12 protein-coding genes are annotated in these 12,199 nt (G+C 73.0%); all 12 read right to left on the reverse strand.

From position 1 onward, the window contains the following. Positions 1-326: 326 nt before the first annotated feature. On the reverse strand, positions 327-1,145 hold the full coding sequence (locus tag ACWGDE_RS02355) for a hypothetical protein (RefSeq protein ID WP_453387080.1): 819 nt from the start codon (positions 1,143-1,145) through the stop codon (positions 327-329). 232 nt (positions 1,146-1,377) lie between these two features. Further along, positions 1,378-2,343 (reverse strand): NADP-dependent oxidoreductase, encoded by a 966-nt coding sequence (locus tag ACWGDE_RS02360; RefSeq protein ID WP_453387081.1) that lies wholly within the window; start codon positions 2,341-2,343, stop codon positions 1,378-1,380. A gap of 118 nt (positions 2,344-2,461) precedes the next feature. After that, entirely contained in the window at positions 2,462-3,163 is a 702-nt protein-coding gene (locus ACWGDE_RS02365; RefSeq protein ID WP_453387082.1) for an HAD family hydrolase, read from the reverse strand. Between the two features lie 79 nt (positions 3,164-3,242). Beyond that, complete coding sequence (locus ACWGDE_RS02370) at positions 3,243-3,515, reverse strand: phosphopantetheine-binding protein (RefSeq protein WP_453387083.1); 273 nt, start codon at positions 3,513-3,515, stop codon at positions 3,243-3,245. A gap of 98 nt (positions 3,516-3,613) precedes the next feature. Beyond that, complete coding sequence (locus ACWGDE_RS02375) at positions 3,614-4,627, reverse strand: beta-ketoacyl-ACP synthase III (RefSeq protein WP_453387084.1); 1,014 nt, start codon at positions 4,625-4,627, stop codon at positions 3,614-3,616. Between the two features lie 26 nt (positions 4,628-4,653). Then, a complete protein-coding gene (locus ACWGDE_RS02380) occupies positions 4,654-5,790 on the reverse strand; it encodes an AvrD family protein (protein WP_453387085.1) in 1,137 nt (378 codons plus the stop codon). A gap of 139 nt (positions 5,791-5,929) precedes the next feature. Continuing rightward, entirely contained in the window at positions 5,930-7,396 is a 1,467-nt protein-coding gene (locus tag ACWGDE_RS02385) for an MFS transporter (protein WP_453387086.1), read from the reverse strand. Positions 7,397-7,485: 89 nt separating this feature from the next. Continuing rightward, a complete protein-coding gene (locus ACWGDE_RS02390; RefSeq protein WP_453387087.1) occupies positions 7,486-8,283 on the reverse strand; it encodes an ATP/GTP-binding protein in 798 nt (265 codons plus the stop codon). 16 nt (positions 8,284-8,299) lie between these two features. Further along, complete coding sequence (locus ACWGDE_RS02395; RefSeq protein WP_453387088.1) at positions 8,300-8,962, reverse strand: AAA family ATPase; 663 nt, start codon at positions 8,960-8,962, stop codon at positions 8,300-8,302. Then, positions 8,962-10,092, reverse strand: a complete 1,131-nt coding sequence (locus ACWGDE_RS02400) for an LLM class flavin-dependent oxidoreductase (protein ID WP_453387089.1) — start codon at positions 10,090-10,092, stop codon at positions 8,962-8,964. The genes ACWGDE_RS02395 and ACWGDE_RS02400 overlap by 1 nt, the downstream gene beginning before the upstream one ends. A 67-nt stretch (positions 10,093-10,159) precedes the next feature. Next, complete coding sequence (locus tag ACWGDE_RS02405) at positions 10,160-11,275, reverse strand: Gfo/Idh/MocA family protein (protein ID WP_453387090.1); 1,116 nt, start codon at positions 11,273-11,275, stop codon at positions 10,160-10,162. Positions 11,276-11,478: 203 nt separating this feature from the next. Then, positions 11,479-12,180: a flavin reductase family protein gene (locus tag ACWGDE_RS02410; protein WP_453387091.1), complete on the reverse strand. Its 702-nt coding sequence runs from the start codon at positions 12,178-12,180 to the stop codon at positions 11,479-11,481. Positions 12,181-12,199 lie beyond the last annotated feature (19 nt).

Genomic DNA, 12,199 nt, shown 5'->3' on the forward strand with positions numbered 1-12,199 from the left:
CCCCAGGCCCAACGAGGGCCTGGGGACGGGGTCGTCGTCGGCGAGGTGCTCGCTCACGGACCATCTCGCCCCGTGGGCCGCGAGTTGGGCCCGCAGCTCCCCGGCCGACTGGACGGGCTCCTGGGACTGCTCCGACTGCTCCGGCATTCCGGCCCCCCAATGCAACCGTACGGATCCGAGCCCGGGGAGCGTCCACCCCGCCGAAGGGCACGTCAAGGGGGTCCGTACGGTCGCGCGGCGGCACGGCGGTCGCACGCCGTTCGCGCACGGGCGGGCGCCGCGGTGCGCCGTGGTGTGCCGCCGCGACCGCCGTTGCCGAGCCTCGGTTATTCGACGGGGAGCGGCACCGGGAGCGCCGGTGCCGGGACCGGCAGCTGGGGCAGTCCGGGCAGGCCGGCGCCGGTCAGCAGCGCGACGAGGGCGGCGACGAGGTCGGTCACCACGTCGGTGGCCTTGGCCTTGGCGTCCGTGGAGCAGCCGCAGGGGCCGGCGGCCTTGGTCAGGCCGTCCACGGAGGCCTTGAGCTTGTCGATGGCACCGGTGACCAGGTCGAGCGGACCCGCGGCCTTCCGCGCGGCCACGGGCAGCGCGACCGGCAGCTTCGGGGCGTCCACGGGGAGCTTGGGCGCGTCGAGCGGCAGCTTGGGCGCCTCGACGGGCAGCTTCGGCGCGTCCACCGGCAGCGGCGGCGCGTCGACGGGCAGCTTCGGCGCCTCCACCGGGGGAAGCGGCACGGGCAGCGGCGGCGCTTCCACCGGCAGCTTCGGCGGGTCCACCGGAAGCTTCGGCGCGTCCACCGGCGGGAGCGGCACGGGCAGGGCCGGGGCGGCCGGCAGGCTCTTCTTCAGCTCCGCGACCGCCGCGTCGATCTTCTCCTTGAAGGCGGCCAGGTCCGCTTCCGGCAGCTTGCCGTCGGGGGACTTCAGTACGGCCGCCAGCAGATCGGTGACGGGTTTGAGCAACCCGCCGACGGCGCCCAGCGACTGGACCTGGGCGAGCAGCGCCTCGGTGCCCGGGATGGCCTTCCCCGCCACCGCGGCCTGTGGCTTCGCGGACTCGGCGGAGGCCGATGCCAGGCCGGGGGACACGGCCAGCAGGCTGAGGCAGAGGGCGGCGGGGACGGTGTAGCGCGTGATGCGGTGCAACGGAACTCTCCTGTCGAGGGGGCCCGGAGGGGCCACGGCGGGGACACAACGGGGACAGCGCTGACATGGGACGTGTCCCCGCCCACTCACCGACACCCCGTCACCGACCGCAACCGGAAGCCTGGTTGCCGGCGCTGTGACACGCCGCGCAACTGGCGTACGTACGCCCCTGACCTGCCGAGATGCCGTCACCCTCGGGGTGTGCTGCACCCTCGTGAAGGGGTGGCCCCCGTCACCTCACGTCACAGTCCCCGCCCGGGCGGTGGAAGGTGATGAGCTGGCGCCCGCGGATCCCGCCCGCCGCCAGCCGCCAGTGCGCCCACGCCGCCTCCTGCGGCCGCAGGACGGCGGCCGTCCGGGGGGTCAGTACGCCCTCGCCCGCCAGCGCCGCCAGCTCGGACAGCGCGGAGCTGCGGAGCGGGTAGGCCAGTACGTCGGCCGAGAGCCGCCGGATGCCCCGCTCCATGGCGAGCTCCACGGGACGGCAGGTGACGAACTGTCCGCCGTCCCTGACCGCGCCGAGCGCGGGGGCCCCGATGACGGCCGCGTCGATCAGGGCGTCGACGCCCTCCGGGACGACCTTGCGGTAGTGGGCGGCGAGGTCCCGGCCGCGCGGCACGATCACGTCGACGCCGAGCCGCCGCAGCAGGGGTTCGTCCTCGGCGGCGGCCTCGGCGAACACCCGCAGCCCGCGGTGGACGGCCAGCTGCACGGCGAAGCCGCCCAGCGCGCCGCCCGCGCCGGTGACGGCCAGCGAGGACCTGCGGGGCAGCCGGAGCAGGTGCAGGGCCTGGTGGGCGGTGAGCCCGTTCAGCGGCAGCCCGGCCGCGCTGACCAGGTCGAGGCGCTCCGGCAGCAGGACCGCGTCCTCGACCGGGACGACGACGTACTCGGCCTGCGCCCCGCCCTGCGGACGGTACGGGTTGACGAAGGCCATCACCCGGTCGCCCAGCGCGAAGAGGGTGCCCGCCCCGGTGGCGTCGACCACCCCGGAGACGTCCATGCCGGGGACGTACGGGGGCTCCAGGTCCTCCAGGAACGCGGCGAGCTCGCCGGAGCGCAGCATCAGGTCGGCGGGGTTCACCGCGGCGGCCGTGACCCGGATGCGGAGTTCGCCCGGTCCCGGGTCCGGGATGTTCCGGTCGATGACTTCCAGTACGGACGGTTCACCGAAGTCCAGGATGGCGACTGCGCGCATGGTGAGGGGTACTTCCGTTTCTCTTCAGGACAAGGCTGCGGCGGCGCCGGGGGCGTGTCTTTCGGATCGGGCCCGGCCTGATCCGAAGGACACGCCCCAGGGGGCGGCGCGGAGCCGTTCAGCGCAGGGAGGGCAGGGCGAGCGGGGCGGGCGGGAGGGTGCCCGGCAGCTGCTGCCAGCCGTGGCACCGCGCGCGGTGGCGCATCTCCTCGTCGCCGCCGATCACCCCGGCCCGGCCGGTGAGTTCGAGGATCGGCAGGTCGGAGGAGTGGTCCCCGTACGCGGTGGAGTCGGCCAGGGAGACGCCGTGGTGCGCCGCCCAGACGCGCGCGGCGTCCGCCTTGGCCCGGCCGATCATCGGCAGGGCCACCTTCCCGGTGTACCGGCCGGCGAGGATCTCGGGCTCGGTGCACAGGACCGCGTCGGCGTCCAGCAGCCGGGCGAGGGGCGCGAGCGGGGCCGGGAAGGAGCCGGAGACGAGCACGATCCGGTCCCCGGCGTCCTGGTGGCGGCGCAGCGCGGTCACGGCGGGCTCGTGGAGGAAGTCCCCGGCCCGCAGTTCGGCGGCGAACCATTCCTCGGCGAGCGCGGCGACGCGTGCGGCGTCCTCGCCGGCGTAGCAGGCGAAGTGGGCCCGGTTGGTCTCGGTGCGGGCCGCGCCCGCGGCGGTCATGGCCCGCAGCCGCTGGCGCTCGTGCCGGTAGACGTGCGGGGGGTGCCCGTCGGCCGCCAGCCGGTACTCCAGGAACCGGAAGAGCGTCGTGGCGGTGGTCAGGGTCCCGTCGACGTCGAAGAACGCCGCACGGCGGATGGTGGTCAAGTGGGCTCCTCGGGTACGCGGGTGGCCGCGGCGGCCGGCGGTGAAGGGGACACCTACGGCCGCCGCGGCCGGTCTCGGGTCAGACTCGGGCTCCCTTGGCGGCGAGCAGACCCGCGGTCTCCTCGACGTTCCCGGTCTTGAGGATCTCGTCGTCGGTGACGTCGATCCGGAACACGTTCGACAGGTGCACGGCCAGCTCCAGCAGGACGAGGGAGTCGAACTCCATCTCCTCGTAGGCCGTCTGCGCGGTGGTGCCCTCGGGGGCCTCGAACTTGGTGCGCACGATGCCGAGCACGGCTTCGGCGAGGGCGGGGGCGGGGGCGGGGGCGGGGGCGGGGGCGGACTGGGACATGTTCACGTCCTTGCGGTGGTGGCGGTTCGGGGAAGTACGGGGTTCGCGCGCGGGTACGGGCCCTCGCGCGGGCCGGGGCGGCGGCGCGGCCGGGGCCCTCAGACGGCGGTGATGTCGGGCCAGGTCAGGGCGGCCGAGCCCCAGGTGACCCCGCCGCCGAAGGCGGTGAGCAGCAGCCGCTCCCCCGGGACGAGCGTCCCGGCGGACGCCGCGTCGGCCAGGGCGAGCGGGATCGAGGCGGCGGAGGTGTTGCCGACCTGGTCCAGGTTGACCACGGCCCGCTCGGCGGGGATGTCGAGCTGTTCGGCGACCGCGCGCAGGATGCGTACGTTGGCCTGGTGGCCGACCAAGTGGCCCACGGACTCCGTGGTCCAGCCGAGGCGCTCCAGGAGGGTCCGGGAGGAGCCGGTCATGTGCTGCACGGCCGAGGTGAAGACCTTGCGGCCCTGCATGGTGAAGTACTCCTCGCCCTCGCGCGGTGCGACCCCGCTGGAGCGCTGGCGCGACCCGCCGGCGGGGATGGAGATCAGCTCCCGCTGCGTGCCGTCGGAGCCCAGGTCGAAGCCGGCCAGTGCCCCCGGTTCGTCGGGGCTGCCCGCGCGCAGGACCACGGCGCCCGCGCCGTCTCCGAAGATGACGGACGTGGCCCGGTCCTCGGGGTTGAGGATGGTGGAGTAGGTCTCGGCGCCGATGACCAGGACGGCCCGGGCCCGGCCGGCGGCGATGGCGTTGGCCGCGGTCTCCAGCGCGTAGACGAAGCCGGAGCAGACGGCGCTGATGTCGTAGGCGGCGGCGTGGCCGAGCCCGAGGCGCGCGGCGACCTCCGGGGCGGTCGCCGGGCAGTTGAAGTCGGGGGTGGTGGTGGCGAGGACGACCAGGTCGATCGCGTCGCCGTCCGGGGAGATGTCCGCGGACTTCAGCGCGCGGTGGCCCGCCTCGACGGCGAGGTCTCCGGTGGAGGTCCCCGGATCGGCCCAGCGGCGGGTCCGTATCCCGGTACGGGTGGTGATCCATTCGTCGGTGGTGTCGAAGCGGTCGGCGAGTTCCTCGTTGGTGACTCGGCGGGGCGGCAGATAAGCACCGAGGCCCGCGAGTACGGCGGCCTTGGACATGACGGCTCCCCTCCCGGGGTGTGGGATCAACGGGTGGACTTCGGCTGTGCGGGTACGGCGCTCGGCGCGGGCTGTGCGGGTACCGCGGTCGGCGCGGGCTGTGCGGGCTGCGCGGGCAGCAGGTGGGCCACCGAGCAGCGCAGCCGGAGCCCGCCGAGGTCGGCGACGATGTCGGCCGAGCGCCAGGTGCCCTGCTTGGAGGGCAGCAACCGCGGCTCCTCCAGGCGTACTTCGAAGCGGCTGGAGGAACCGCCGGAGCCGGCGTCGGAGCCGGGCCCCGTCACGACCCCGGCCCCGGTCACGGGCTCGATCGACGTGCGCCGCATCCACAGGGTGTTGCTGGTGGCGCGGTCGACGCCGTCGAGCCCGTAGAGCAGTACCTGCCCCAGCTGCAGGGCGGAGACGAACAGGTCGATCGCCGTCGCCCGCGGGCCGCCGGGACCGGTGGAAGGGCCGCCGGAACCATCGGCCGGGCCGCCCGCCCCACCGGTGACCTCCGCCTCACCGGTGAGGGCCAGCTCGGCGGAGGCCGTGAGCCCGGCGACGTCCGCCTCGACCGCGGTGAGCAGCTGGCGGCGGCCGTGGTGGGAAGTGCCGAAGGGCGCGGTGTTCCACGGGCCGGGCAGCTCCTCGGCGCGGGCGTAACGCCCCTCGCCGCGCAGGGCGGTGGCCGATCCGTGGTGCCCGGCCTCGACGCGGACGGTCAGGAGTCCGATGCGGCACTCCAGGGTGGTGACCGCGATCCCGTCGGCCCGGACGGTCGACAGGTGGCGGCCGGACACCGGGAAGGTGTCCAGGCCGTCCTCCTGCGGCTGCCGGCCGGCCCTGATGGTCAGGGCGCGGACGGTGAACTGGCCGTCCGCCGCGGCACCGTGGGCGTGGGCCAGGTAGAGGCCCGTCAGCCGGGCGCCGAACAGCATGACGTCGATGGTGGACAGGTGGGGCCGCTGGCTGGTCTCGCCCTTGGTGGACCAGCCGCCGGGGATGTGGAGTCCGGCGGTGGCCTCGATCAGCCCGCCGTCCTCGTCGGGTGCGACGCGGATGTCGGTCAGGGAGTGGGTGACCCGCTTGAACCCCTCACCGAAGAATCGTTTCTCTCGTGCTCCGAGGAACTCGTCCACGGAACCGAGGGACAGCGGGGGGAGCGGTGTTGCCGTAGTCATAGAGTGTCCTTCGTATGACACCGGCTCCCCTTACGGAGCCGGGTGTTGACGGCGTCGGCGATGCCCCGGGAGTCCCCGCGAAAGGCATCCGGGCATCGCCGGCGTTCAGCACTTCAGCGCTTCGGCCCGCACCGGACCGTCAGGCGCGGCCGGACACCTCGGCCGGCGCACCGGCCGCGTCGCCGGCGGCGACCGGGTCGGCGGAGCCGGCCTGTTCCGCGGGCTTCTTCAGGTTCAGCACCACGAGCACCGTGAGCGCGATGCCGGCCGCGATGGCCCACGTTGCGGTGACCACGCCGTCGGTCAGCGCAGCCGTGTCGACCGCGCCCTCCCCGCCGGAGCCGCCCGCGACGGCGATCAGGACCGCGAGGCCGACGGCCCCGCCGATCTGCTGCCCCGTGGTGGCGATGCCCCCGCCGATGCCCTGGTCCTCGGCCCGCACACCGGTGGTGGCGGCGGCGTACATGGTGGTGAACACCATGCCCTGGCCCACCGAGAGCAGGACGAGGGAGGGCACGAGCACCGCGTAGGACACGTCCTCGGAGATCGACAGCGCCAGCGCGACGGTGCCGACGAGGCCCATGGCCAGCGAGACGAACAGGGTGGTGCGCACGCCGAGCTTGGTGGCGGACTTGCCGCCGATGATGGTGCCGATCAGCACGCTGCCGGACGGTACGACGAACGCGAAACCGGTGGCCCAGGCGCTGTACCCCTGTGCGACCTGCCAGAACTGGGTGAGGAAGTACGCCAGCGCGCCGAAGGTCGCCATGAACAGGAAGGTGATGACGGCGCCCGTGGACAGGTTGCGGTTGGAGAACAGCCGCAGCGGGACCATCGGCGCCTTCGACTTGCTCTCGATGGCGACGAACGCCACGAGCATGACGACCGCGACCGCCAGCGAGACCAGCACGCGGGCCGAGCCCCAGCCCGCGTCCGGGCCCTGGACCAGCGCGAACACCAGCAGGGTGGAGGCGAGGGTGCCGGTCAGCGCACCGGGCAGGTCGAAGGAGCCCGCTCCGGTGGAGCGGTCGGCCGGCAGCAGGGTGAAGGCGATGAACATCGCCCCGCCGGCCAGGATCACGTTGACGTAGAACACGGACGGCCAGCCGAACGCGTCCGTGAGCAGACCGCCGAGGATCGAGCCCAGCACCATGCCGGAGCCGCCCGCACCGCCCCACACCGAGAGGGCCTTGTTCCGCTCGGCCCCCTCCGCGAAGAGGGTGGTGACCAGCGACAGGGTGGCGGGGGCCAGGAAGGCGCCGCCGAGACCCTGGACCGCACGGGCCGCGATCAGCAGCCACTGGTCCTCGGCCAGGCCGCCGGCCAGCGAGGAGGCGGCGTAGAGGAACAGGCCGAGGATGAACATCCGCTTGCGGCCGAAGAGGTCCGTGGCCCGGCCGCCCAGCAGCAGGAAACCACCGAACGCGACCGCGTACGCGGACACGATCCACTGGAGGTTCTGCGCGCTGAAGCCGAGGCTTTCACCGATCTCCGGCAGCGAGACGAAGACGATGTTGTAGTCGATCGCGATGATCATCTGGGCGAACGCGAGCAGTCCGAGGACGGCTCCCAGACGACGCGGCTTGGTTGGCACGCTGGTGGGCACGCCGGTTCCCTTCGTTGGAACGGTCGGTGGGGAGGAGCGGTGGAGCGGGGGCGGGGAGGGAGCGGGAGGCGAGGGGGACCCTGCGCGGCTCAGTAGCGCATCGCGTAGGCGAGCTTGCGGCCGAAGGACTTCTGGCGCTGCGCCTCGTGGAAGCGGGCGTCGGCCTTGAGGTCCTCGATGTCCGCCTTGACCCGGCGCTCGGCCTCCTCGATGGCCTCCTCGATCGGGACCACCACGGGCAGGTCGAAGATCTTGACGATCTGCTCGATGCGGTCGGGGATCGGACCGCCGATGACCCGGTACGGGATCTCCATCTTGTCCAGCGCCTCGATGAGCAGGTCGTCCGAGAGCCGGCGGAACTTCTCCGACACCGGGCGGTGGCCGTCGGGCTCCATGTCGAACTCGACGGGGAGGTGGACGTACGCGTCGTAGATGCGCTTGGCACGGTCCCGGGTGATGTCGCCCAGGGTGTTGGTGTAGCGCTGGTAGAAGTGCTTGACCGGCACCCCCATGACCTTCTTGACGCCCCGCAGCCACCAGTCGGCGCCCGGGTTGATCCCCACGCGCATGCGGGCCTCGAAGTAGACCCACTCGTGGAAGACGCCGCCGTCGGAGATGAAGGCCTCGCCGCTGGACTCGTTGTGCACCCGCTCCTCGAAGCGGCGCAGCCCGAGCTTGACCAGCTCCATGGCGTTGAGCTCCATCACGGTCTTGCCCGGGACGAGGTCGACCAGGAGCTCGCGCGAGGTCTTCGCGTGCGTACGGGGGATACCGGTGGCGATGGACAGCGCCTCGGTCGTCGTGGACTTACCCGTGGAGTAGGTCCCGGATATGGCCAGTTTGAGCTTCGGATTGTCCTTGAAACTGGGAACTTCCATGGCGGGCATAGGGCGTTCGCTTCCTTCAGTTCGACGGTGCGGCGGCGAGCCGGACGGCCTCGCCGATGGTGGTGACGGGCTCGAACCCCAGCTGCTCGCGGGCCTGTTCCAGCCGCTCTTCCAGGCTTCCGGTGACCGTGATCACGGGCAGCGGCGAGGCGTGCAGCGCGGGCAGCAGGACGGCGTCGGAGAGCCGTCGGAAGTTCTCGTTGATCGGCCGGTTGTCCTCGGCGAGTTCGAACTCGACCGGCAGGTGCACGAAGGCGTCGTACGCCCCTTCGGCGTGCCGCCGGGCCAGCAGCCCGAACTCGTCCGCGACGTCCTCCAGTACGGCGGTCTCGGCCGAGCGGTGGCGGTCCGACAGCGGTACGTCCGTACCCGGGTAGGACCCGGCCAGCAGGCGCACCTTGGCGTAGACCCACTCGTGGACGACCGAGCCGTCCGAGATGAACCCGGCGGGCTCGCGGGCCTCGCCCAGCAGCCGCTCCGCGTACCGGTTGACGGTCAGCTGCAGGAGCTGGCCCGGGGTCCAGTTGTGGACGCTGCGGCCCTCGCCACCGATCGGCTCCCGCATCGGGGAGCCGTGCGTGCGCGGCAGACCGGTCAGGTGGGACAGGGCGGTGGAGAAGAGCGTCTTCCCCGAGCCGTAGGCACCGACGACCGCGATCCTCGTCGCGGGCGTCGCCATCAGCCGATCCTCTTGCGCAGGGCCTCGGTGTGCGGGAAGAGGTGGCGGTGCTCCACACTCCACTCGACCGATTCGGTGCCCCGGCGGGTGGTGCCGGAGAAGTGCGGTGCCACGTGGGTGGCGAGCAGTTCGTAGCTGCGCTTGGTCTTCTCGAAGGAGGCCCAGTTCACGGCGTAGCTGAGGAAGGTGCCGAAGCCGCCGGTGGTCTCCTGGAGCCGCTGGATCGCCTCGACGGCGTCCTCGACGGAGCCGACGATGGCGCGGCCCTGCTCGACCGCGGCCTCCAGCTCCTGGGACTCCTTGACCCCGGGGGTGACGACGTCCACCCCGACGGCCTCGCCCCAGTAGCCGTGCAGCCACTTGCCGAAGCCGGCGCGGGCGTCGCGGTAGGCCTCCTCGCGGGTCTCCGCGATGTACAGCGGCACCGCGATGCGCCAGTTCGCGCGGTCCACGCGCTGTCCGTGCTCCTCGGCGGACTCCTCGGCGTACTGCCACTGCCGGGCGAGGTCCACGGCCGGGTAGCCGGGCGGCGGGGCGCCGAAGGAGAGCAGGCCCAGCCCGTACTTGCCCGCGAGCTGGGGGCTGTTCGGGCTGCCGACGCTGGAGACGGCCATCTCGATCCCGGGCTTGCTGTACCGGGGCAGCTGCATCTTGGCGTCCTGCAGCGTGTACCAGTCGGTCTTCTCGGTGATCCGCTCCTCACCGTTGACCAGCTCGATGACGGCGGGGATGGCCTCGCGGGCCATCCGCTTGAGCTCGCCGAGGTCCAGCCCCAGCATGTGCGCGTCGTTGGGGGTGGCCCCGGGGCCGACGCCGAGGATGTAGCGGCCCCGGGTGAGGTGGTCCAGGAGGAGGGCGCGGGTCGCGACGTGGAACGGGTGGTGGAAGGGCAGCGTCACCACGCCGTTGGCGAGCTTGATCTGACGGGTGCGCTCGGCGGCGGCGGCGATCAGGGTCTCCGGGGCGCCGATCGACGGCCAGCCCAGCGAGTGGTGCTCGCCGAACCACGCCTCGTCGAAGTTCAGCTCGTCCAGGTGCTCGATGAGCTGGAGATCGCGGCGGATGGTCAGGTGGGGGTCCTGACCGGGTTCGTGGAGGGGCGAGAGGAAGGCTCCGAAGCCGGTGTGCACGGTTCTCCTTGTGGACGTACGGATGGTGGTGGGCGGTGGTGTGTGGTGCGGGGTGAGTGCGCCGGGGCTACTGGCGGATGCCGGTGGCGGCCGCCCGCGTGATCCGGTCCAGCAGCCGGTGGTGGCGCACGGCGTGGTCGAAGTCGGGGGCGGTGGAGGTGCCTTCGGTGAGGTCCGTCCACAGCTGTGCGTAGGCGTGGGCGACCACGGAGGCCGGCCCGGCCGGCCCGGGTACGAGGCGGTAGCGGTCGGGGACGGGCAGTTCCACGAGCTCGGTGCTCTTGCCGCGCGCGCCCCGGAGGGTGACCTGGCCGAACTGCAGGTGGCCCGAGTCCCCGGAGACGACCAGGTCGCCCTCGGTGCCGTTGATCTCCCAGAGCAGGTTCGTGGAGCGGGAGGAGCCGCCGCGGTAGTGCACGGAGGCCACCGCGCCGCTCTCCAGCACGCCCGTCACCGCGATCTGGTCCTCGGCGCTCTGCGGCAGGCCCTCGCCGGTCTCGGCGACGCGCACCAGCGGGCGGCGGGTCGCCGTCGTGGCGGTGACCTCGGCGAAGTCCGACAGGACCATGGTCAGCGCGTCCACGGTGTGGCCGAAGGGCACCGTCAGCATCGTCGCCCCGTTGGCGCGGTCCACGACGTACGCCGTACGCGAGGCGACGACCGGGCCCCAGCCGCCGCCCGAAGCGACCAGGCTGGTGGAGAGCACCTCCCCCACGTAGCCGTCGGCGACCAGGTCGCGCAGGTGGCGCACGACCGGCGCCGACCGGGCCTGCAGGCCCACGGCCGTACGGACCCCCCGCTCGCGGGCCAGGTCCGCGAGCTCCTCGGCCTCCGCGAGGCCGTTGCCGAGCGGCCACTCGCTGAGCACCGCCTTCCCGGCCTCCAGGGCCGGGACGATCAGCTCCCGGTGCTGCGGCACGCGGACCGCGACGACGACGAGGTCCACGTCCTCGTGGGCGGCCAGCTCGGCCGCGTCGGTGAAGGCCAGCGGTACGCCGAAGGCGGCGGCGGCCTTCTCGGCCGACTGCGGGGTGGAGGCGGACAGGGCCCGCAGTTCGAAGCCCTTCACGGCGCGCAGCGCCGGCAGGTGACCGCGCGCACCCCAGCCGCCGTCGGCGCTGAGGCCGACGATGCCGACGCCGATGGGCCGCTCGGAGGGGGTGGAAGGGGTGGGCGTGGGCATGCGGGTTCCTTTCGGGGGTCGCGCGGCGCGGGGTTCACGGGGGCACGGGGCAGGGTGAGGGGTGCCGGGGCGCGGGTGCCGGGGCGCCGGGTGCCGAGGCGCGGGGTGCCGAGGCGCCGGGCCGGAGCACGGGTATGCGGTACCGGGGGTACGGATGCGCGGCGCCGGGGTACGGATGCGCGGCGCCGGGGGACGCGTTGCGGCTACGAGGCCGCGTACCTGCCGTACAGGCCGCGGAAGAAGACCAGTGGCGAGCCGTCCTCGTCGCCGTCCAGGTGCCGGACGCGGGCTATGACCACGTCGTGGTCCCCGGCCGGGTACTCGGCCTCGACCACGCAGTCGAGCCAGCCGATGGCCCCGTCGAGCACGGGCATTCCACTGGGGGCGGGCGTCCACCGGACCCCGTCGAATTTGTCGGCACCGCTGGTGGCGAAGCGCGTGCTGAGCTCGCGCTGGCCCTCGCCGAGGATATTGACGCAGAACCGCCCGGCGGAACGGACTTGCGGCCAGCTGGTGCTCGTACGGGCCACGCAGAACAGAATGAGCGGCGGTTCCAGAGAAACCGCGGAAAAGGAATTCACGGCCAGTCCGACCGGGGCAGAATCACCCGCCCGCAAGGCGGTGACGGCCACTACTCCGGTGGTGAACCGGCCCAGTACGGACCGGAACTGCCGGGAATCCACGGACGGTGCGGGCGTCGCCGTTCCGGCGACGGCATTCATGCTCCGGCCCCCGTTCCCGGGCTGATTTCCCAACGGGGAAACTCGGGGAGAACGGTTAGAACGGCGAGAGCAGAGGGAGCGGAGGGAGCGGAGGGAGGAAAAGAGGCTGACGGACTGGTGAAGGGCGCCATGTGCGCAAGCGGCCTGGACATGTATCCAGCCTCGGGCCGGCCCGCCCCGCATACCAGTGCGTGCTCAACAT

The organism is Streptomyces sp. NPDC054956 (genome assembly GCF_053609185.1).